Origin of the sequence: Streptomyces sp. GD-15H, assembly GCF_045291515.1 — a bacterium.
Classification (GTDB): domain Bacteria; phylum Actinomycetota; class Actinomycetes; order Streptomycetales; family Streptomycetaceae; genus Streptomyces.
Genome location: NZ_CP149447.1, coordinates 2,984,932 through 3,006,275 on the forward strand (window position 1 = coordinate 2,984,932; position 21,344 = coordinate 3,006,275).

At 66.9% G+C, this 21,344-nt stretch carries 15 protein-coding genes and 3 pseudogenes; 7 read left to right on the forward strand and 11 right to left on the reverse strand.

Annotated elements, in window-relative coordinates:
- Positions 1 to 128 precede the first annotated feature (128 nt).
- From WJ438_RS13740 to WJ438_RS13755, 4 genes are read right to left on the reverse strand one after another with little or no spacing between them, the layout of a single operon-like run.
- Positions 129 to 3,068, reverse strand: a complete 2,940-nt coding sequence (locus WJ438_RS13740) for a type I restriction endonuclease subunit R (protein ID WP_406725495.1) — start codon at positions 3,066 to 3,068, stop codon at positions 129 to 131.
- Positions 3,065 to 4,246 (reverse strand): restriction endonuclease subunit S, encoded by a 1,182-nt coding sequence (locus WJ438_RS13745; RefSeq protein ID WP_406725496.1) that lies wholly within the window; start codon positions 4,244 to 4,246, stop codon positions 3,065 to 3,067. The genes WJ438_RS13740 and WJ438_RS13745 overlap by 4 nt, the downstream gene beginning before the upstream one ends.
- Positions 4,243 to 5,751: an N-6 DNA methylase gene (locus WJ438_RS13750; RefSeq protein WP_406725497.1), complete on the reverse strand. Its 1,509-nt coding sequence runs from the start codon at positions 5,749 to 5,751 to the stop codon at positions 4,243 to 4,245. The genes WJ438_RS13745 and WJ438_RS13750 overlap by 4 nt, the downstream gene beginning before the upstream one ends.
- Positions 5,748 to 7,241, reverse strand: a complete 1,494-nt coding sequence (locus tag WJ438_RS13755) for an N-6 DNA methylase (protein WP_406725498.1) — start codon at positions 7,239 to 7,241, stop codon at positions 5,748 to 5,750. Before WJ438_RS13755 ends, WJ438_RS13750 begins: the two co-directional genes overlap by 4 nt.
- A gap of 793 nt (positions 7,242 to 8,034) precedes the next feature.
- Here WJ438_RS13755 and WJ438_RS13760 point away from each other — a divergent pair.
- Positions 8,035 to 8,781: a hypothetical protein gene (locus tag WJ438_RS13760; protein WP_406725499.1), complete on the forward strand. Its 747-nt coding sequence runs from the start codon at positions 8,035 to 8,037 to the stop codon at positions 8,779 to 8,781.
- A 91-nt stretch (positions 8,782 to 8,872) separates the two neighbouring features.
- Here WJ438_RS13760 and WJ438_RS13765 read toward each other — a convergent pair whose 3' ends face one another.
- From WJ438_RS13765 to WJ438_RS13775, 3 genes and pseudogenes are all read right to left on the reverse strand, one after another.
- Positions 8,873 to 10,246, reverse strand: a complete 1,374-nt coding sequence (locus WJ438_RS13765) for a tyrosine-type recombinase/integrase (RefSeq protein ID WP_406725500.1) — start codon at positions 10,244 to 10,246, stop codon at positions 8,873 to 8,875.
- Entirely contained in the window at positions 10,243 to 10,413 is a 171-nt protein-coding gene (locus WJ438_RS13770) for an AlpA family transcriptional regulator (protein ID WP_033275543.1), read from the reverse strand. The genes WJ438_RS13765 and WJ438_RS13770 overlap by 4 nt, the downstream gene beginning before the upstream one ends.
- A 103-nt stretch (positions 10,414 to 10,516) precedes the next feature.
- Positions 10,517 to 11,199: pseudogene (locus tag WJ438_RS13775) on the reverse strand (replication initiator).
- Positions 11,200 to 11,309: 110 nt separating this feature from the next.
- Here WJ438_RS13775 and WJ438_RS13780 point away from each other — a divergent pair.
- The 5 genes from WJ438_RS13780 to WJ438_RS13800 all read left to right on the forward strand — a co-directional run bounded on the left by WJ438_RS13780 (position 11,310) and on the right by WJ438_RS13800 (position 16,680).
- Positions 11,310 to 12,818: an ISL3 family transposase gene (locus WJ438_RS13780; protein WP_406729552.1), complete on the forward strand. Its 1,509-nt coding sequence runs from the start codon at positions 11,310 to 11,312 to the stop codon at positions 12,816 to 12,818.
- 463 nt (positions 12,819 to 13,281) lie between these two features.
- Complete coding sequence (locus WJ438_RS13785; protein ID WP_406725501.1) at positions 13,282 to 13,905, forward strand: SMI1/KNR4 family protein; 624 nt, start codon at positions 13,282 to 13,284, stop codon at positions 13,903 to 13,905.
- Between the two features lie 716 nt (positions 13,906 to 14,621).
- Positions 14,622 to 15,158: a hypothetical protein gene (locus WJ438_RS13790; protein ID WP_406725502.1), complete on the forward strand. Its 537-nt coding sequence runs from the start codon at positions 14,622 to 14,624 to the stop codon at positions 15,156 to 15,158.
- A 154-nt stretch (positions 15,159 to 15,312) separates the two neighbouring features.
- Positions 15,313 to 15,762, forward strand: a complete 450-nt coding sequence (locus WJ438_RS13795) for a DUF3592 domain-containing protein (protein ID WP_406725503.1) — start codon at positions 15,313 to 15,315, stop codon at positions 15,760 to 15,762.
- 44 nt (positions 15,763 to 15,806) lie between these two features.
- Positions 15,807 to 16,680 (forward strand): IS5 family transposase gene (locus tag WJ438_RS13800; RefSeq protein WP_406725504.1). Its coding sequence is split into 2 segments (ribosomal slippage): positions 15,807 to 16,193 and positions 16,195 to 16,680, totalling 873 coding nucleotides; the frame shifts between segments, so codons are not numbered across the junction.
- Positions 16,681 to 16,690: 10 nt separating this feature from the next.
- Here the strand turns inward: WJ438_RS13800 and WJ438_RS13805 are convergent.
- Positions 16,691 to 17,212, reverse strand: a complete 522-nt coding sequence (locus WJ438_RS13805) for a hypothetical protein (protein ID WP_406729680.1) — start codon at positions 17,210 to 17,212, stop codon at positions 16,691 to 16,693.
- Positions 17,213 to 17,322: 110 nt separating this feature from the next.
- On the opposite strand from WJ438_RS13805, the pseudogene WJ438_RS13810 reads away from it, so the two are divergent.
- Positions 17,323 to 18,326 (forward strand): annotated as a pseudogene (locus WJ438_RS13810) (IS5 family transposase).
- Positions 18,327 to 18,373: 47 nt separating this feature from the next.
- On the opposite strand, the pseudogene WJ438_RS13815 reads toward WJ438_RS13810, so the two are convergent.
- The 3 genes and pseudogenes from WJ438_RS13815 to WJ438_RS13825 form a co-directional block, all read right to left on the reverse strand.
- Positions 18,374 to 19,635, reverse strand: a pseudogene (locus WJ438_RS13815) (IS701 family transposase).
- Between the two features lie 88 nt (positions 19,636 to 19,723).
- Positions 19,724 to 20,263 (reverse strand): GNAT family N-acetyltransferase, encoded by a 540-nt coding sequence (locus tag WJ438_RS13820; RefSeq protein WP_406725505.1) that lies wholly within the window; start codon positions 20,261 to 20,263, stop codon positions 19,724 to 19,726.
- A 96-nt stretch (positions 20,264 to 20,359) separates the two neighbouring features.
- Positions 20,360 to 20,872 (reverse strand): SMI1/KNR4 family protein, encoded by a 513-nt coding sequence (locus WJ438_RS13825; protein WP_406725506.1) that lies wholly within the window; start codon positions 20,870 to 20,872, stop codon positions 20,360 to 20,362.
- Positions 20,873 to 21,344 lie beyond the last annotated feature (472 nt).

A 21,344-nucleotide genomic window follows, 5' to 3' on the forward strand; every position in this document is an offset into this window, starting at 1 on the left:
TGATCAGTTGTGGCTGTACAGAGCGCTGTGCGTCCGGGCCAGACAGAGTGAGAGGAGGGCCGGCGTCGCTTCCTCTGCCGGCAGACTACTTCTCGGAAGGGGTCCTTCCCGACCAGGACTAGGAGCAGCTAGTAGTACTCCCGGATGTATCCCAGTGCCTTCCCGAAGACATCCTGGTCGCGGATCTTGAACTTGATGTAGAGCGCCTTGCGGAGCGCCTGCTGGACGAGGCGATCGCCTTCGTTGGTGCCCTGCCAGCCGTCAAAGCGGACGGTACGGACGACGGAGTCGACCTCGTCGACGACCTTCTCGGCAATGATCGGAGTCTCCTCGCTCTTGAGTGACTCGAAGAGCTCGGTAAGGGCGGCCTTTCCGCGCTCCTCGCGGGGCACCTCGGCGGCGGCCTTCTCCGCTGCGACTGTGTCTCGCGCCAGCGCGAAAAGTTCCTTAAGGAAATCCAGAGATGCCTGCTGGGAGTGGGCGTACTTCTCCCGCAGAGCATTCAACCGCTGGCCGAGCTCAATGAAGGCCGGGTTGCCGACGTGCTTGGCAATGCGAGCGGTGATCCACTTCTCGACCTCAACGGGGTCGATGTCCTTGCGCTTGCCGGTCATCAGGTCCTCGATGACCTGCGCGTCGAGGACGATGGTCTCCAGGTCGGTGCGGGGGACCTCGACGGTGACGTGCTCGTTTATGAGCTCGAGGGTCTTGGCACCCAGCGTGTGCCAGACCAGCCGGCCGGTGACGTCGGTGGGCTGCACGGACTGGTAGACGTCGGTCAGCCAGTGGTAGTCCGACTCGTACTCGGACAGGATCGGGTCCGGGGAGAGGGTCTCCCACAGCTGGGCGACGACGCTGTACGCGGCTCCGAAGGCGTCGCGGGACTCGTCGGAGTCGATCGCGGTCTGCGCCTGGATCAGGCCCTCATAGCCGCCGACGGTGCGGTCGACTCCCGGGAAGAACGCCAGAGCAGCCTCGATCGCGGGGCCGAGCTGCTCGCGGAGTACAGCGATGTTGGAGATGACCTGCTGGACGGACTTGTCGTCGAACTCGAAGGCCTTGGAGACGTCGTCGAAGATGCCGAGGTAGTCCACTATCAGGCCGTGGGTCTTCGCGGGTGGGTAGACCCGATTGGTGCGGCAGATTGCCTGAAGCAGGGTGTGCTCGCGCAGGGGCTTGTCGATGTACTGGGCGTAGAGGATCGGGGCGTCGAAGCCGGTGAGCAGCTTCGCGGTCACAATGATGATCTTCAGCGGGTCGGCCGGGTCGTTGAAGCGGGCGGTGATCCGCTCCAGCTCCTCCCGGCCCGGGGTCCACTGCTTCCACGCCGGCTTGTCACCGCGGCTGGTGGACATCACGATCGTGGACACGTCCGGGCCGAGCAGGCGGTCGAGCTCTTTCTTGTACGCCACGCAGGTGGCCTTGTCGTAGACCACGACCTGCGCCTTGAAGCCCTGCGGCTCGACCTTGGTGGTGAAGTGCTCGGCGATGTCGGCGGCGATCTTGCGGACCCGGTCGGAGGCCTTGATCAGTGCCTCCAGGGAGGCGGCGTTCTTCGACAGGGTGGTGCGGTCCTCTTCGGAGAGCCCGTGGCGGTCGGCGAGCTCGTCAAAGGCCGCTTTGATCGCCTCCTCGTCCAGGTGGATCTCCGAGAGGCGTGGCTCGAAGTGCAGCGGCAGGGTGGCGCCGTCGCGGATGGAGTCGGAGAAGGAGTAGCGCGAGAGATACCCCTGCTCGTCGGCCTCGGAGCCGAACCACATGAACGTGTTGCGGTCTCGCTTGTTGATCGGCGTCCCGGTCAGCCCGAACAGGAACGCGTTGGGCAGCGCCTCGCGCATCTTGCGGCCGTAGTCACCCTCCTGAGAGCGGTGGGCCTCGTCGACCATCACGATGATGTTGTCGCGCGCGTCCAGCACACCGGGTGCTTCGCCGAACTTGTGGATCGTGGTGATGATGATCTTCCGTGCCCCCGCAGCCAGGAGCTCCTGTAGCTCCCTGCGGGACTCGGTGGAGATTAGGTTCGGTACGTCGGAGGCGTTGAACGTCGCGGTGATCTGGGTGTCCAGGTCGATCCGGTCGACCACGATGATCACCGTCGGCGAGGTCAGCCCCGCCATCGCGCGCAGCTTCTGCGCGGTAAACACCATCAGCAGCGACTTCCCCGACCCCTGGAAGTGCCAGATCAGCCCCTGCTTGATCCGCCCGTGCAGCACCCGCTCGACGATCAGGTTGGTCGCCTGGAACTGCTGGAACCGCGCGATCACCTTGATCTTGTGGTGCTTCTTGTCGGTCGCGAACAGCGTGAAGAACCGCAGGAAGTCCAAGATCGCATCCGGATCCAGAACGCCCTCGACCGCCTCCTTGACCGCCGCGAGGCCTACCTTCACCGGGGTGTGGTCGTCACCGGACTCATCCGCCCGCCAGGGTCCCCACAGCTCGACCGGCATCCCGACCGACCCGTAGCGGAAGTCCTTGCCCTCGGTGGCGAAGTTGAGCACGTTCGGCACGAAGAACGCCGGCACGTTGACCTCGTAGTCCTCCTTGACCTGCGCGGCCGCGTCGATCCAGGAGTACGCCGGCCGCACCGGCGACTTCGCCTCCCCCACGACCAACGGGAAGCCGTTGCACCAGATCACCAGGTCGAAGCGCCGCTCCAGCCGCCCGATCCCGTAGGTCACCTCGGTGGAGACGATCCAGTTGTTCGCACCGTGCTCGCTGGGGCGGTCGAAGTCGATCAATTTGACGGTCACATGCTCACCGTCGGGCCCGAACGGCATCGACTTCTGCCCCGTGAGCCATGCCGCGAACTCCTCGTTCGCCACCACCGGATTCGGCGTGCTGCGCGCGGAGATCAAGATCGCCCGCAGCTGGTAGGTCACCTCATCTGCCAGCCTCGGATCAGCCTCGATGGTCGGGTTGAGGCGGATTAATGCCTCCCGCACCTGCTGCTCCAGCAACACCTCATCCGTACGCCGCGGCAGATGACTCCCCGGCACGAACCGCACATCGACCGACTCCACCAGATCCCGGACGAAGTCGCGGACGGTGTTCGCCTCGTTGAAAGTCACTGAGCACCTCCGAAGATTTCGCCCAAGAGTTGGTCGCGCAGGCATGCAGAGGTCCGCTCAGCTGCAGATATCGCACTGACAGCCGAAGCTGCGGCTGCGGCGCGAGCAAGGAAGCGAGACTGCTCCTCAAGAGGCAATCGCCTTACGTCCATCCCCGACGCACCCTTGACACCGATGTGGTGGATATTCGTCCCGGACGAGGCGCGAAGGAACGCACCGGTCTCAAATGCCCACGCGCACCAATGCTCGACGAATCCTGGAAGACTGACACCGTCGATCGCACGGTAGCGCAGCAGAGTGTTCTGAAAGCAGACCGCTCCGGCCAGCTCGCCGCGCCAGACTGCTGGCATCCCAACCGCGGTTGCGCTGGCACTTCCTTCCGAGACCAGAACGTCGCCCGACTCAAGACGGAACTTCGCCTGCTCATCAGGAGTGAAGTTCATCTGCTTGACGTCGCTGAGGTCGATACCGTCGAGCGTGACATTCGCGGACCTCAGGTATGGAACCATGTGCTCGCCGACTTCATGCTTCGGGGAGCGCTGCCGCCCAATCGTGATATCGAACAACTCACCGGCCGTGGCACTTGGGCCTTCCGTACCGAAGGCATCCGATCTGAGTTGCGTCAGCACGGCTCGAGCGGCTGCCATCCCAGCAACGGATGCTTGGCGATCACGCTCGACGGCCCAGAGGAGGTCGGCGAGGCGCTGCTGTTCGTCGAGGGGTGGGAGGTCGAACTCGTAGCGCTGCATCTGACCCCAGAGCAGGCGCGGGTTCATCGAGCCGGTGGCCTCGGCGGTCGCGTAGGCGATGAAGTGGTCGGAGGCGAGGACGAAGGGCAGGAACTCCTGCAGGAGCCCGTTCTCGGGGACGGCGTCGAGGACGTAGGTCTTGTCGGCGACGACGCCGGAGAAGTTCACGACGCCGGATTTGCGAAGGTAGGGACGTGCTGAGACGAAGAGAATCTGACCGGGCTGGAAGAGGTAAGTGAACGTCGAGCCCATCTGGCCGTCGTCGACGTCGCCGAAGCGCTCGATGGTGAGGCTGTCGCTGTCGATGTGCCCGCCGCCGACGTAGCGGTCGACATCGCCGTTCGCCGGGTCGGCCTGGGTGCGCGATCGACGGATGACGTCGCCGAGTCGCACTCGCTTCCAGGTGGTCTTGTCGAGGTTGAGGCTCATCGGGCAACCTCCGCGCGCAGCAGACCGAGAACGTCCTCGACCGCGCCGTTCGCCGCTGCCGCAGCCTCGCGCGATCCTGCGAGTGCCGCTGCGACCGAGTCGGTGGGCGTCGAGGTGCGATCTGGTGCGGCAGGTGTGACGTACTGCGGGATGGCCATGTTGCCGTTGTTGGCGCGGATCTCGTCGAGGGTGGCGACTCGGGCGAAGCCCGGCACGTCGGCGAAGTTCTGGAACGCGCGCAGGATCCTTTGCTGATGCGTCTCGGAGAGGAAGGACTGGACGCCTGCTCGGTAGAACTCCTTCTTCGCGTCGATGAAGAGGACCTTGTGCTTGCGGTCAGCCGGCTTCTGCTTTCGGAGGACCAAGACGATCGCTTCCATGCCCGAGTTGTAGAAGAGCCCGTGGGCTAGGCCGATCACTGCCTCGACGGCGTCGGCGTCGATCATGGCCTTGCGAACTGTCGCCTCTCCGATCCGGTTGAGGACCCCGTGAGGCAGCAGGATTGCGGCACGACCGGTCTTGGGATCGAGGCTCGCCTCGATGTGCTGGATGAAGGCGTAGTCCGCAGCGTTCTGGGGCGGTACGCCCCACATGTTGCGGCCGTAGGGGTCCTTGGTGAAGGCAGCGCGGTTCCAGGTCTTGATGGAGTAGGGCGGGTTGGCCAGGACGACGTCGAAGGTCCGCAGCCGGCCGTGGGCGTCGAGGCAGGCCGGCTTGGCGAGGGTGTCGCCGTGGGCAATGTGGCCGTCGGCGATGCCGTGGAGGAAGAGGTTCATCTTCGCGATCGCCGAGGTGCCGTAGTTGAGCTCCTGGCCGTACAGGTGCAGGTTTCGCCACTCCTTGCCCTGGCGCTTGAGCTCGGCGACGGTGGAGATGAGCATGCCGCCGGTGCCGCAGGTGGGGTCGTAGACCGACTCCCCCGGCTCGGGCTGGAGCATCATCGTCATCAGGTGCACCAGGGTGCGGTTGGTGTAGAACTCCTGGGCGGTGTGGCCGGAGTCGTCGGCGAACTTCTTGATCAGGTACTCATAGCCCTGCCCGAGCTCATCCTCGGGCAGGTTCGCCACCGACAGCGTCTTGGTCGAGAAGTGCTCGATCAGGTCCGAGAGGGTCGAGTCGGGGAGCAGGTCCTTGTTGGTCCACTCGCCGTCGCCGAAGACGCCGGTGAGGGTGTCGGGATTGGCGGACTCGATGGCCCGCATCGCGGCCTTGAGTGCGGTGCCGACGTTGCTGGTGACCTTGCGCAGGTCGGCCCAATGGGCGCCGTCGGGGATGGCGAATCGGTGGTTCTCCGGGAGGTCGGCGAACTCCTCGTCGCCGTACACCTCCAGGGCGGCGGCGTGCTCCTTGTCGTAGACGTCGGAGAGGCGCTTGAGGAAGACCAGCGGGAAGATGTACTGCTTGTAGTCGCCGGCGTCGATCAGCCCCCGCAGCAGCACCGCGGCACCCCACAGGTAGGACTCCAGTTCCCGCTGGGTGATCCGCTTCGGGTTCGTCGTGGTCATGCTCCCAGCCCCCACTTCGCCAGCTCGGCCTCCAGTGCTGCGCGGGTCTCGCGGGCCTTCGCGTGCGCGGTCTCCAGGTCGGCCAAGGCCTGCTCCAGGGTGATCTGCTCGCCGACCTCGGCGGGCTCGACGTACAGCGGGATGTTCAGGTTCCAGCCGTTGGCCTTGATGTCGTCCAGGGTCGCGACCGCGGCCAGGCCGAGCTGGTCGGCGTACTGCTGATACGCCTTCAGGAGGGTCTCGGCGTGGTCGGGTTCGAGAGTGTTCTGGTTGCGGCCGCGCTTGAAGAGCATCTCTCCGCTGATGAAGAGCACCTTGTCCTGCTGCTCGGCGGGGCGCTGACGGCGCAGGATCAGCACGCAGGCGGCCAGGCCGGTGCCGTAGAACAGGTTGGGTGCCAGGCCGATGACGGCCTCCACGAAGCCAGCTTTGAGGATGTGCTCGCGGATGCGGCTCTCGGCGCCCTGGCGGAACAGGGCGCCCTGCGGGAGGACGACTGCGACCCTTCCTCCGGTGGGTGCAGCGGAGGTGAGCATGTGCTGGGCCCAGGCCCAGTCGGCGTACCCCTTCGGCGGCACCCCACCCAACTCATTACGGCCCCACGGGTCGGAGGCCCACTGCTCGTGGCCCCAGTTCTTCAAGGAGAACGGCGGGTTGGCTATCACGCAGTCGAACTTGGCCAGCCGGCCGTGGTCGAAGTAGGCCGGGGCGCGCAGCGTGTCGTCGCGCTCGATGTGGAAGTCCTCCATGCCGTGCAGCAGCAGGTTCATCCGGGCGATCGCGGAGGTGGTGAGCACCTTCTCCTGGCCGTACAGCTTGCCGAGCACGGTCTTCGGGTCACCGCCGCGGGCCTTGATGTGCTGGATGACCTCGATCAGCATGCCGCCGGTGCCGCAGGCCGGGTCGTAGACCGTCTCGCCCTCCTGGGGGTCGAGGATGTTGACCAGCAGCGCGACCACCTCGCGCGGGGTGTAGTACTCGCCGGCCTTCTTGTTGGACTGGTCGGCGAACCGCTTGATCAGGTACTCGTATGCCTGCCCCAGCACGTCGGGGGCGGCCTGGGAGATCGAAAGGGTCTTGGTCGAGAAGTGCTCGATCAGGTCGATCAGCTTGCTGTCCGGGAGCTTGTCCTTGTTGGTCCAGGTCGCGCCGCCGAAGATGCCGTACAGCGTGCCCTGGTTGGCCTGTTCGATCCCGCGGAAGGCGGTCTTGAGCGCCTCACCGACGCTCTCGGTGCGTTTGCGCACGTCTGCCCAGTGGCATCCCTCGGGGATGGTGAACCGGTGGTTCTCCTCGAACGCCGCATACGTGTGGTCGCCACCGGACTCGTCCAGCGCGCGGTCGTACTCCTCGTCGTACACATCGCTGATCCGCTTGAAGAACATCAACGGGAAGATGTACGCCTTGAAGTCCGCCTGATCGATGCTGCCCCGCAGCAGATCAGCCGCCTTCGCCAGATACGACTCCAACTCCCCCAGCGTCAACGGCACCGGAAGCTCCTGCTCCCCAACACCGACCGCACGCAGCGACACCAAACGTGCCACGAACACCCCACCCCAGAAGCTAACGAACACTCAGATACTCGGTCTCCCAGCCGAGTTCCATCTAACCCGCCAGACGAATCATCAGTTTAAGGGAAGATGTGATGTACACGTAAAGATCTCGTGGAGCACCCGTGTCCAAACCGTTGCATGGCGCCAGCGCTGCAGCTCGGTCTCCCGATGGGAGCGAAGGCGCTGACCCATCAGAGGTAAGGCCATTGCGCTCGCCTGATTGGGGCCGCGCGTCGCTAGACCCGGCGCAGCGCTGAGCCACTAGGACGACCACGCTGCGGGGACTCAACTATCCGGATAGTGAGCAGCGGTCCGCCTCAGAGCCCGGCGGGGGACCCGGCCACCGTGGACTATCTGTGGACTGGTGAACCTGTGGGCGGCCAGAGCGAAGCTTTGACCTGCACACGGGCATCAGACGGAAGCGCCCTCCGGAGCCGTGTGCGCAGGTTCGAATCCTGCCGGGGGCACCTTGCATGAGGTGCCCAAAGACCCCGTCACCAGCGGAAACGCTGAGAACGGGGTCTTCGCGTATGTGCAGGCGGGTGCCGTCCGAAGCGGCCGTATGCCGGGGTCCGTGGACGAGGCGTGGACGGGATCTTGGAGCATCGCCGCAGGTGACTGGCGCTTTCGGCGGACGGTCAGCCGATGCTCGTTGCAGCGGTGCGCCTGCCGATCCCGTATCCCCGGCCACCACGCCGTCACACGGCAGTCGACTGCTTAGATCAGCGGCATGACTGACTGGTCTCGACTCCACCACGCCTATGGCACGGCAGAAGACATCCCCGGCCTGCTCGATGGAGCGAGTACGGACCCACAGAGCCCCGACTGGGACGAACTGTGGTCCCGGTTGTGCCATCAGGACACTGTCTACTCGGCGAGCTACGCAGCCTTGCCCGCTCTGACCCAGATGGCGCGGCAATGGTCGACCCCGGATCGTCAGGCACCGCTGTATCTGGCCGGCTCGATCATGATCAGCACGGACCGACCTCACGACTGGAAAGATCCACGGGTGACCTACGCCTCGGAGATATCCGAGCTGATCCGACTGACTGAGGAAGCCCTTCAGGACCCCACACTCGCTGACGTCCCAGGGACTTACATCGATTTGCTGGCCACGCTTTTGAGTTTTCAGGGTGTCGAGGTCTGGGGCGAGCAGCTCGACGGATTGCACGATGGGGAGTACGAGGTCTCCTGTCCTGCATGCGCCTCGGAGAACTTCATAGTCCTCGGAGAGGACGGCTTCTTCTCCACCACAGACAGCATGTACATGAAGCAATCCGCAGCGAGAAAGGTACCGTTGCAGCCCCGGCCCTCCGAAGCCCTGGACGGGCTGGCCCGAACCCTTCACTCGCGCGCGCTCGCGGATGGCCACCCCGACATCGCACACAAGGTGACCTATGTCTTCGGCGACGCACAGTGCGCCGAGTGCGACACGGTCTTCAGCGTCGAGGAAGCCATCACCACCCGATGGGGCTGATGAGACCGCACCCGTCCCCCACGGACGGCCCCAGGTGACACCGGAGCCCCTGGAGAAGACTCCAGGGGCTCTGGTTCCGATGCCGGTGACGTCACTCGTACTCGCGCAGCAGGTCCTCGATGCGCCGGTTGGCGACGTCCTGCCGCCCGTCCAGGCACTTCGCGTAGCGGGTCAGTAGGACCTCGACGCTGTTGCCGCCGCGCTCAGCCACCTCGGTCGGGTCGACACCGGCGTTGAGCCACGTCGACAGCGCCGAGTGCCGGAGGTCGTACGGCCGACTCGCGAGCGGCGAGGCTGCGACAACCGGCGGGAACGCGAGGAGCCGAGCTTCCTGCCACACGCGGTAGTAGGTCGAGGACGGGACGACCGAGCCCTTCTCGCTGAAGAACAGCCGCCCGTCGTCCGCCGTGCCGAAGGTGGCCAGGTGCTCGCGGAGCACGGCGACGAGGTGGGGCGGGATGGGCACCCGCCTGACGTCCTCGGTCGGTCGGTTCTTCAGCCCGCGGTCGTCATGGGTCTCCCCCGAGTCGGTCCACTGCTTGCCGACGGACGGACGGGTCCGGTGGAGCAGCGCCGAGCCCCAGCCTTGTTCGGGAAGGTTCAGGTCCGTCTCGGCAAGGCCGACCGCTTCCGCCGCCCGGAGGCCGCCGAAGTACATGGCGGCGAACAGGCCCACGAGGCGGCGACCACGGGCACGCCGGTACCCGCCCACGTAGGAAACCGCTGCCAGGAGGTTCCGTGCCTGCTCCGGGTTGGCGACAACCCGCGGATCGACCTGGTTGGCCACCTTCGGCTTCTGCCAGCGGACAGCCGTGATGGGGTTCTCACGCAGTTCCCCCAGGTCGACGGCGTAATTCGCGGCATTGACGAGTGTCCGCCGCTTGCGCCTCACGGTTTCCGCCGATGCTGCCGTGCCGTCGAGCTTGAGCTTCAGCGAGTCGAGGACCGCGCGAGCCGTGGCAGGCTCAGCGAGGTCGGCGAGCGGCCGGGACGCCTTGGACACCCAGTGGAGAACGTTCCGCACATCGTCCGGGACTTCCCGATCGTCAGGACCTCGTAGCACGAAGGCCCAGTTGCGCAGTGCTTTGCGGACCACCTCGTCGGACGGCCGCCCGGCACACTCGTCGAGGAGTTCCAGCGTCACGCCGGTGAGGGCTTCGTTGATGCCGTCCCGCGTGTTGGGAGCGGCATGGGGCCACTTCATGGCGAGGTACCTGAGGGCGAAGGCGTACCACGACACGGCCGACTTCTTCTCTTCCATCGAGGCCGGAAGGCCCGACTCCGCGTCGAACTCCTCGCCGTCATGCATCGCACGCATGAGCTTCGTGCGGTAGTGGTCGGCGAGCGCCTTGGTACGGAAGGACTCCGAGAAGACATTGCCCGCGACGGACCAGCGGACACCGTACGAGGGCGTCTTGGTGTCCCGCTTGCGAACGCCCCAGACTTTCACGTCGAAAGACTTCACGCCGCCGCCTCCAACTGCCGCAGCCACGTGGTGAAGTCGCTCCGCCACACCCGGAGCTCTCCGTTGGGCAGCTTGAAGGCGGCGGGGCCCTGGCCCAGCTCGCGCCAGCGATAGAAGGTGCGCCGGGACACCCCGCCCAGTTCGGCGAGGATCTGCGGAACGGTCATGAGTTCGTCGCGTCGGCGGTCCACGCCGAGTCTCCTTCCGTGTTGTCATCTGCAAGGCCCCCGGATGCTGGGGTGCCGTAGGTGAGGAGGTGCTCCGCGGCGGTCAGCCCAGTGCCGGCGAAGCGCCAGTGCGCGAGGACCAGGACGGTGTCCGGGTCGGGCAGCGGGTGGCCGGCTCGGCCGCTCGCTCGCGGGCCAAGGCCTCGTTGTGGTCGGCGCGTTCCTGGCGGAGGCCGCCGAGGGTGACGGAGTAGGCGCGGGACTTGGTGGAGAAGTGGCCGCGGAAGCCGAGCATGTGGGCCCATTTGCGCAGGCGCAGGTCTTCGAGTTCGGGCAGGGCACCGAGGTGCCAGCAGGTGAGGATCATGCGCCGGGCGTGGTCGGTGACGCCGGAGCCGATCAGGTCCGTGATCGGGTTGCGGATGGGGCGGTCCAGGGTGCTCGCGGTCTCGGCGCCCTTGGTGGCGTACTTGGCGATGTAGGCGGCCACAGCGCGGCTGGACAGTTCCGAGGTGCCCGCGAAGTTGGCCGAGCGGATGGGGCGGATGTCGAGCTGTTCGCCGAAGCGGAAGGCGTACGCGTGGCCGTCGAGGACGGGGCCGGGTGTCTCGGCGAGCCGGGCCGCCGAGCGGATCGCGTCGGTGAGGAGTTCGGTCGTGGCCCAGGCCGGCGGGTGTCCTCGGCTCCGTCCGGGCCGTCGAGGCGGATGACGGCGTGGAAGTGGACGGCGCCGCGCCGCTGGTACTCGGCGACCTTGGCGTACGAGACCTTGAGGCAGTGGCGCAGCGCGGAGCGGGTGTGTCAACTTAACGGGTCTGGCCCGTAGTCGGTGGTGACGGCGGGTAGCCATCAGCGATCATGATCTTGTGATGGATGTCAACTCGCTTGTCGCGACGGTGTTTTCCGGGCTCTCGGGGGTGGTGATCGAGGGTGTTACGGACGACGGGGACGCGGTCGTGGTCACGGCCCGTACCCGGGGTGTCGCGGTGCCGTGCCCGGTGTGCGGGACGCCGACGATGAAGGTGCACGGGTATCACGGCCGGACGGTGGCGGACGTGCCGGTCGACGGCCGGCAGGTCGTCGTCCGGCTGCGGGTGCGGCGGCTGGTCTGTCCGGTGCTGGGCTGTGTGCGGCAGACCTTCCGTGAGCAGGTTCCCGGACTGCTGGAGCGTCATCAGCGCCGGACGGTGCGGCTGGCCGGGCAGATAGCCGAGGTGGCACGGGAGTTATGCGGCCGGGCGGCCGCCCGTCTGGCCGGCCTGCTGGCCGTGCCGGCCTCCCGCAGCACCGTGCTGAGGTGGCTGTGGCGTCTGCCGGTGCCCCAGGCGCCGATCCCACGGGTGATCGGGGTGGACGATTTCGCGCTGCGGCGCCGTCGCCGCTACGCCACGATCATTACCGATGCCGTCACCGGCCGGCGCATAGAGGTCCTGCCCGGCCGGGACGCCGATCCCCTGGAAGCCTGGCTGCGCGAGCATCCCGGCATCGAGGTCGTATGCCGGGACGGCTCGGCCACCTATGCCGAGGCCATCCGTCGCGCCCTGCCCGACGCGGTGCAGGTCAGCGACCGCTGGCACCTGTGGCGCAACCTGTGCGACAAGGTCCAGCTCGAGGTCCGCGCCCACGCCGGCTGCTGGGCCGCCGTCCTCAACCCGCCGCTGCCCGGCGGCATCCGCGAACAGACAACCCGTGAACGCTGGAACAAGGTCCACACCCTGCTCGGCCAGGGCGTCGGCCTGCTGGACTGCTCCCGCCGCCTCGGCCTCGCGTTGAACACTGTCAAACGCTACGCCCGCATGCCCGAGCCCACCGGTCTGCGCATCGCGCCGGCCTACCGGCCCACCCTCGTCGACCCCTACCGCGAACACCTGCGCCGGCGCCGGACCGAGGAGCCGGGCGTCCCCGTCCTCCACCTCTTCCACGAGATCAAGGAACTCGGCTACACCGGCAGCCTCAACGGCCTGCACAAATACCTCAACCAGGGCCGCGCCGACGGCGACCGGCCCGTCACCACCCCACGCCGCGCCGCGCGGCTCCTCCTCACGGATCCGGAGAACCTGCGGCCGAAGGAGGCCCCCCTGCTGGAGAAGATCACTGCGGCCTGCCCGGAGATGACCGAACTCGCCGATCTCGTGCGCGGCTTCGCCGCCCTGCTCACACCGGCCCAGGGCAACGATCTGAAGCTCACCGAGTGGATCACCGCCACCCGCGCCGCGGCCCTGCCTCACCTGCACAGTTTCGCCAACGGCCTCGAACTCGACCGCTCAGCCGTCGACGCCGGCCTCACCCTGCCTTACCACAACGGCCGCACCGAAGGCGTCAACACCAGAACGAAACGGATCATGAGACAGATGCACGGCCGTGCCGGATTCGACCTCCTCCGCCACCGTATCCTCCTGCGCTGATGGCTACCCGCCGTCACCACCGACTACGGGCCAGACCCGTTGATTAGACACTCCCGGCAAGACGTCATCCGCGGGCACAAGATGATGCCTCCGGCGGGGGATCGGCCGGCACCGGGATGGAGGGGGCGCCGTTGCCGACTGCGGGCCCGTAGTGGTGCGCGTGGGGTGCTCCCATCCCGTCCGCCGTCGACCCAGGCAGAGCCGAGCGGGCGTGGTTCCTGGCGTCCAGGTCGTTCGTACAGTGGCGCGCTCCACCTGGACGCCAGGAACCACGCCCGCTCCACGGTGTGTGGGTCGACGGCGGACGGGATGGGAGCCGGGGAGAGTGGGGGTTGAGGTCGGTCCGCATGCCCGTGCCTTGGCAGGATGGTGTTCCACATCGCACCAAGAACGATGCAGCTACGACTATGAGCTGAGCCAGATGATGACGGCTGCAGCGGCAGCGCCGAGAGCAGGACGGTTTATGGATGGGCAACCGCTGATCACTCAGATGCGGCATCTCATGCCGCCCCACGACGGCGCCGGAGACTCGATTGACTGGCGGGAGGCCGAACGGGCCTGGGGAGTCACGTTCCCCCAGGATTACAAGGAGTTCGTGGCTACGTACGGCGAAGGCGAGGTCGACGCGTTTCTCACCTTCCTCGTCCCTGAGTGGGCCGAGGGTCACGGTCCGTCCGGCGACATGGCAGAGGAGACGACCGAGGCACGGCGGATGTGGCTGACGAAGCCCCCGGCCGGGTACGGCTCACCGGCCACACCTCCGGTCATCGCCTGGGGCGTGAACGCGCGTGCCGACCTGCTGTGCTGGATGACTGCGGAACAGGATTCCGGACGCTGGCCGGTGGCCGTGTGGAGTCGGGGCAATCTCACCTGGAGCGTTCACAACTGCGGCATGCTTGAGTACCTCGTGGGGCTCTTCCGGGGGGAGTTCGACGACATGTGGGCGGACGCCGAAGGGGTGCGGCGCTTCGTGCACGTTCGCGAGGCCCAACGCCTCCTGGCGATCGGCATCGACCCGGACACTGGAGAGCCCAGCCCATACGCAGGCATGTTCGGCCCCCCGCCGCCCAGGCCAGCGCGCCTGTAGTTCGCATCGAGGGCGGTCCGACGGAATGCAGAGTGGACGCGGCAACGCTTGTCAAGACCGCATGGGGCGGCTGACATCAACGTCTGACACCAACAGGCGCGAACAGCGGCGGTCGGCGCCGGACCTCAGTGGACGATCGACCGAGGCGCAGGGGCCGTTGGTGGACGTTGGCAGACCTCCGTGATCGACCTGATAAGGATGAGCACACTCAAAGTCTTGGCTTTGTACGGGCGTCGTCCTAACTGTCGGCCGGCGCCGTCGTCTTGACTCAGTCATTGAGACTCCACCGACCTTCGATCCGACCTCAGCACGAGGAGAACGGCGTGGGACTGGGCTCCGCACCACACCTCGCCCGCTGCCCATCGTGACTGAATCTGCCGGGATGCGGAAACCGACTCCTCTCACAGACTGCCGTCCGACCTTGGTGCATTCCTGTTGCTTGCTAGTGGAAGCTGGGGCGGAGGGGGTAGGCGATGAATGAGCGGGCGAGGGCTCACAGCACAGGCAGGTTGCCAAGCAAGGACGGTGCCGACCGGCGGTCGCCAGGCCGAACACGGTTCCTGGGCGTGCTCCTGATAATGCTGTCCTTGCTACCCGCGATGCTCTGCTATGTCGCGTTCGCCACGTGGTTGCCCTCCGACCGAGAGCGCTACCGGGACTACCAGGCAGCCGAGCCGTGTCCCGCTCACGCGACGGTGCAGGTAGAGAGTGACTGTTTGAGCACCTGGCATTTCACCGTCGTGAAGACGGTAATCAAGAACGCCGGGAAGAGTTCCACCCACGAGGCGACCCTGAAGGATGAGGACTCCTGGCGGGGAGTCGTGGACTTCGGCGACCCGGGACCTCTCCTTGAGCGACTGGAGCCAGGCGACGAGGTCACCGCCACCGTCTGGCGCCGCGACATCGTGGTGCTCAGCAAGGACGGGGTACGGCAGAACAGCTCCGATGCACCCCGTGACGAGCTTCAGATGAACGCCGCGTTCGGCATGCTCGCCGGGCTCGTCGCGGCTGAGGCGTTCACATTCGGCGCCGTACGCCTTGTCAGACCTCGTGACTGCGAGCCCTTCACCTGGAATCCGTACGGCAAATGGCTGCTCATAGCCAGCACCGCTGCTTGCTTCGGGGTGGGGCTCCCGGCAGTGTGGATCGGCATTCCGTGGTGGGCGGTGCCCGCCGTCGGAGTCCCCGCCGTCGTGTGCGCGGCGGGTCTGATGCACCACTTCCTGCGGCCCCGCGCCGCAGGCGGAGTGTGAGGGACACCCTGCGCGTGGCCTCCGCTCACGCCCAGGATTAAACGAACCGAAACGGACGGTAAGGGACCTGGACGGCATATCGAACGCAGGCGCCTCCAGTGCGCACCAGCAGAACACGGCCGCAGGTGGCTTGGGGCCTCGTACGGCCCTGCTGATGTCGCTGGTGCTCGCGCTGCTCCTGGGCGCGCTGTCGGTGCTGGTGATGTTTCCGGCGGCCCAGCATCTACGCTCCCTCCAAGACGGCGCGCGGGCTCATGCGACGCTGCATACGAGCGGCGCGTGCATGGCGGGCCACTGCCAGGTCAAGTTCGAGGCGGCTGGGCGAACCGTGGTGGCGGATCTGCCGGTAGGCAGCGGCGGCGGCAGGAGCTCCGTCGGCGCCCGGCTGACCGTCCGATACCAGGCGAACGATCCACAGGTAGTCGCCCGTGAAGAGGATGTCGGGGGCGGCGGGGCAGCCGTGCTGGCGGTGATGTCGGGCGGGGGTGCCCTGCTCTTCCTGATGATGTCGGTCGTGGCGGCGATCTTCGTGGCGCGGCAGCGGCGCGCGGACCCCATGCCTGGCCGGACTCCTCAAGGTGGGCAGCGGCACGGCGACGACTAGGGCGTGTATCAAAAGTGGATCTTGAGGTGAGATGATCTTGCTTCGTGGCGCGAGGAGATCTGACGGACGAGCAGTGGGCGGTGCTGGAACCGTTGTTGCCGAAGGGCAAGAAGCCGGGTCGGCCGCCGATATGGACCCGACGGCAGCTGATCGACGGCATACGGTTCCGGGTTCGCACCGGCATCCCGTGGCGGGACGTGCCCGAGCAGTACGGGCCGTGGGGCCGGGTGTACGACCTGTTCCGGCGCTGGCAGCGGGACGGCACCTGGCAGCGGATCCTCACCGCACTCCAGGCCCGGGCGGATGCCAGGGACCTGATTGCCTGGGACATCAACGTCGACTCCACGGTGTGCCGGGCCCACCAGCACGCCGCCGGGGCCCGCAAAAGGGGGACCTGCAGAAGGAGCCGCCCGGCGGCTCGCCATCGAGCCGGACGATCAGGGGCTCGGACGTTCGCGCGGCGGCCTGACCACCAAGCTGCACCTCGCCGTCGAGCCGGGCCAGAGGCCCATGTCGATCGTGATCACGGCCGGGCAGCGCGGGGACTCCCCGCAGTTCGAGGTGGTCCTGGGCCGTATCCGGGTGCCCCGGCTCGGGCCGGGCCGCCCGCGCACCCGACCGGACAAGGTTCGTGCCGACAAGGCGTACGGCTCCCGCGCGAACCGCGCCTACCTGCGCAAGCGCGGTATCCGCTGCACGATCCCGGAGAAGCGCGACCAGGTCGCCAACCGCAAGAAGCGCGGTTCCCACGGTGGCCGGCCACCGAAGTTCGACAAGGCCGACTACAAGGAGCGCCATGCGGTGGAGTGCGGAATCAATCGCCTCAAGCGGCACCGCGCGGTCGCCACGAGATACGACAAGCTCGCCGTCCGCTACGAGGCGACCGTACTGGTCGCAGCCATCAACGAGTGGCTGTGACCCACCGCTCTCATGCAGCGGGATCCACGTTCCACACCTCGGGCAGATCGCTGCCGCAGAAGACGCAGAAGAAGTCGTCCTCGCGCACGATGTTGTGCTCCTGGCAGCCAGGACAGCGCCGGAACATCACCTCGTGGGTGAAGCCGGACGGACGCCCGAGCCCCGCACGGTCCAGAGCCTGGGCGACCGCCGACCAGGAGCTGACGTCCGGGCAGTACCCGGTTGAGTGGTTACTGACGTCGCCCACGACCCATCGGCCTGCCTCGCGGGTGAAGCTGATCTCGCCTGCGCTCAGGACCGGTCCTCCGCCGGCACAGGCCACATGCTCGCTTCGTCTCGGTGCCAGCCGAAGCACGCCGTCCGTGCCGACCACAAAGGTGAACGGCTCGACCAGCTCCGCCGCCGGTCGCTCAGCGACCCAGCTGTCGAAGTCAGCCGCCGAACCGATCCGGCAGCCGCCGCTGCCAGGCCGGACCGCAGCTTTCAGGTCAACCGGCCCCACATACCGATAACTCCGCTCCCGCACGGTCACATGAGCCAACCTAGAACACTTCCGATACACGCCCTAGGGCCTGTGTGATGTTGTGATCAGTCTTGCCGGTCCGGATCCGCCTGGAAGGCGGATCCGGTAGGAAGACAATCGTGACGCGCAGACAACTCACCGAAGAACAGTGGAAGTTGATCGAGCCGTTCCTGCCGATAGGCGAGTACGGCCCGTACCCCGAGCGGCTGCGGGATCAGTTCGAGGGGGTGATCTGGCGGTTCAGGACGGGCGCGCAGTGGCGGGAGATGCCGGGCGAGTTCGGCCCCTGGCCGACCGTCTACGGACGCTTCCGGCTCTGGCGGAACGCCGGTGTCTTCACCGCCCTGCTGGAGGGCCTGATCGCCGAGGCCGCCCGCCGGGGCAAAACGGACCTGTCCCTGGTCAGCGTGGACTCCACGACCGTCCGCGCCCACCACGACGCCGCCGGGATGCTCGTCGGCCAGGAGGTCATGGAGGCGCTCGAGGAGGCCGCCGCCGAGCAGGAACAGGCCCGGCAAAAGGGGGCGACAAGGCGGAACAGAACGGGCGGGACGGCGGAAACGGGCCCGAGCGGGAAGAACGCCGGCGCGTCCGCCGCCGACGCAGGCTCCGCCTGAAGGAAGCCCTGCTCGGCCGGTCCCGCGGCGGACTGACCAGCAAGATTCACCTCGCCGCCGACCAAAAGCGCCGGCCGCTGTCGTTCGTGCTGACCGCCGGGCAGGCCGCGGACAGCCCGCAGTTCATCCCCGTGCTGAACAAGGTCCGGGTCCGCGGGCCGGTCGGCCGGCCCCGCACCCGGCCCGGCGCGGTCGCCGCGGACAAGGCCTACTCGTCCCGCGCCAACCGCGCCTACCTGCGCAAACGGCACATCAGGGCGGTCATCCCGGAGAAGAAGGACCAGGCCGCCAACCGCAAGAGGAAGGGCAGCAGGGGCGGCCGTCCCGTCACGTACGACGCCGATCGTTACCGTGACCGCAACACCGTCGAGCGACTGATCAACCGGCTGAAGGACTGGCGCGGCATCGCCACACGCTTCGACAAGACGCCCGAGAGCTACCTCGCCGGCCTCGAACTCCGCGCCTCGATGATCTGGATCGGAGATCTCCTGCAAGCGGCCGATTGATCACAACATCACACAGGCCCTAGTACTCCAGCCGTAGACCGTGATCTTCATGTCTGATTCGCGGCTTGTCCGCAGTAGTGGCCGGCCCGGGCTCGGGCCTGATGGCGGCGTCGCCAGGCGGACCAGCGGAGCCGGTGGGCCGCATCGTGCACGGGCCGGACGACGAGCGTGGTGAACAGTCGCTGGATCTCGTTGCAGGTGAGCGGGATCAGCCCGTCCGGGGTGGGATGACGAGCGTGTTCGTCAGCGCGGACGACGGCGAGGAAGGCGTGGGCGAGCATGGCCAGGGTGACCCAGCGCGACCACGAGGTGAAGCGGCGGAGTTGGTGCTCGTCCAGTCCGGCCAGGCCCTTTCCGGACTGGAAGGTCTCCACCACCCGCCATCTCGACCCGGCGACCCGGCGACCCGGCGACCCGGCGACCCGCACCAGCCTGGCCAGGGGCACCGGGGCGGGCGAGAAGCAGCGGTAGTAGGCGAGTTCACCGGTGGTGCGGTTGCGGCGGATCAACAATGATTGCTGCCGGGGCGGGGTTCGGCGAGGTCGATGACGGCCCAGTCGTAGAAGCGGTGGCCCTTGGCGCCGGCCCCTGCCGACAGCTTCTGCCAGGCTCGCCTGGGCACCTTCGCGGCCAGCGCGTCCGCGCGGAACTTCCCGGCATCGGTGGCCGCTTCGTGGGAGGAGGCGACGGCGAGGACGTAGCCGACCTGGCGCTGTTCCAGCGCGGATCGCAGCTTCGGGTTGCCGCCGTAGACCTCGTCGTCTGCGGCCCAGCCCACGCGGTGTCCGGCGTCAAGGAACCGGCCGATCATGCGGGTGGCCAGCTCCGGCTTGGTCGCGAAGACGGTGTCCTCGCCCAGTCCCGCTGCCCGGCAGCGGTCCGGGTCGCACATCCACGAGCGCGGGATGTACAGCTCGCGATCCACTGCCGCGTGTCCGCGGCGGCCTGCATAGACGAGGTGGACGGCGACCTGCGCGTTTTCGATCCTGCCGGCGGTGCCGGTGTACTGGCGCTGGACACCCACGGTGTGCGTGGCCTTCTTCACGTCCCCGGTCTCATCGACGATCAGCACCGCGTCCTCGTCGTGCAGATGTTCCAGCACGTATTCGCGCACGTCATCGCGTACGGCGTCGGCGTCCCACTTGGCCCGGCCGAGCAGGTGCTGCAGGCCGTCCGGACTGGTCTCCCCGGCCCACTCCGCGATCGTCCAGCAGTTCTTGCGCGGCAGGTCCGACAGCAGCCCCCGCACCAAGTCCCGCACCCGACGCCGGGGTTCGACCCGCGCGAACCGGCCCGCTATCCGGGACATCAGGACCTCGAACGCCTCCTGCCAGCGGGCAGGGTCTACGCCGTGACCTACGGCCACCGCATGATCGTCAGTCTTCACACACCGATGATCAGCGGTGGCCACGGCCTTCCCGCAGCCGGTCCCCCGGCGAGATCGCGTGCACCAGGTCGCGCTGATACCAGGTGCCTGGCTTACCGCCGAGGTGGGCCGGGTCGGCGGGGCCGACAGGGACGAACCCGGCTTTGGTCAGCACCTTTTGGGACGCGGCATTCTGGCGGACGGTGGCCGCCCGGAGTGTGCGCAACCGGTACTGGGCCGCTGCCAGTTGGCACAGCTCCCGGACGGTTGTGGTCGCCACGCCTCGGCCGGCGACGTGCTGCGCGACCCGGTAGCCGAGTTCCGCAGTGTGGTCTTCGATGTCGACCAGGTTGAACCTGCCGAGTGCCGAGCCGTCCTCGGCGAGGAGCACGTGGAAGGCGCAGATGCCAGCCTCCTGCTCAGCCAACAAAGCGTTGTACCGGTCGGTGAACTGGTCGAAGAAGTCGTCGCCGCGGTCGGGGACCGCGGCAGCGAAGTAGGCGCGGTTCGCCAGCTCGAAGGCCAGGACCGCCGGGGCATGGCCGGCATTCAGCCGCTGCAACTCGGGCATTGCCCGACTCTACCCAGATGGTGCGCCGAGGCCACCTGGTTTCTTCCAGCGGCGGACAGCCCCAAGCAAGGCACATAACGATCTACGGCTGGAGTACTAGGCCAGAGGCTTGTAGAACGGGTGGTCCGGGGCGGAGGAACCCACCATGACGTCCTCGCCCTTGAGATATGCCAGCAACCAATCGCTGAACGTCATTTCGTAGAGCACGAACTCCCCACTGTCCATTTCCTGCACGCCTACGACCCAAGGTGCTGACGGCGCGTGTGGTACTTGCAGGAAAATGGTCTCTGCTGTTGCGCCTGTTGCGATCGGCAACAGCTCTCCAGGGCGAGACCCTGCCCCACTGGGAAGGAAATCTGCTAGATCTTCTTCAAGCCAGAACTCGATCGACTCCTTGATCTCTTCTCCCAGGTTCCTGATCGGATGGCCAGGGTGGTCAAGGTACAATTTTTCGTTGATCAAAACGGGGCCGTAGGCGTCGGTTATGTCCCGGAAGTCAGCAGGGAAAGAGACCCCGAGTTCCTGTTCCAGTCGGATCCAGGGAGCGGGATCAGACCAATTGAAAGAAGGTTCTCCCAGAAGTGTCCTGATCTCCTCGAGTGTCGCCATTCTTCTCCCCTTACGTGCACGAGTACGTACGAACAGGCCCTGCCGAAATGGTACGTCGACAGGAAGCCTCGTGTTGCGTCTCATTGCGCTCGTCCAGAATTCTGGGCACGGACTCGCGTGTGATCGATCCTTTATGCGTGGCCGGAGTGTACGGCCTGCCGCTGACACACGAGGCCGGCGGCGTCTCATGGACGAGGCAACCGCCGACAAGCCCTGCCGGTACCGAAAAAGTGACGCGGGGCCTCACTGCCGCAGGGCCTCCCGAGCGACCAATCTGTGACCTGCGGCTCAACCCGGATCCACCGATGATCTTGGATTGGAGTCGCCAACCGCCCACGCTTGCCGATGTGTTGACCGCATCGGCGGTTGCACCTCGGAAGTGCAGCGGTGAGCTGGTTCAATCCCGCCCCTGAACTGCGGAAGCGCTGTTCAGCGGTGGAGGGCTTCGGTGGATCGAGGCTGAGTGTTGCGG

What these genes read in the sequence shown, in the direction of transcription:
- WJ438_RS13745 (WP_406725496.1), bottom strand. Translation starts at nt 4,246, where the DNA reads ATGAGCCTCAACCTCGACAAGACCACCTGGAAGCGAGTGCGACTCGGC.
- WJ438_RS13785 (WP_406725501.1), top strand. Translation starts at nt 13,282, where the DNA reads ATGGATGGGCAACCGCTGATCACTCAGATGCGGCATCTCATGCCGCCC.
- WJ438_RS13750 (WP_406725497.1), bottom strand. Translation starts at nt 5,751, where the DNA reads ATGACCACGACGAACCCGAAGCGGATCACCCAGCGGGAACTGGAGTCC.
- WJ438_RS13795 (WP_406725503.1), top strand. Translation starts at nt 15,313, where the DNA reads ATGTCGCTGGTGCTCGCGCTGCTCCTGGGCGCGCTGTCGGTGCTGGTG.
- WJ438_RS13825 (WP_406725506.1), bottom strand. Translation starts at nt 20,872, where the DNA reads ATGGCGACACTCGAGGAGATCAGGACACTTCTGGGAGAACCTTCTTTC.
- WJ438_RS13820 (WP_406725505.1), bottom strand. Translation starts at nt 20,263, where the DNA reads ATGCCCGAGTTGCAGCGGCTGAATGCCGGCCATGCCCCGGCGGTCCTG.
- WJ438_RS13770 (WP_033275543.1), bottom strand. Translation starts at nt 10,413, where the DNA reads ATGACCGTTCCGCAGATCCTCGCCGAACTGGGCGGGGTGTCCCGGCGC.
- WJ438_RS13760 (WP_406725499.1), top strand. Translation starts at nt 8,035, where the DNA reads ATGACTGACTGGTCTCGACTCCACCACGCCTATGGCACGGCAGAAGAC.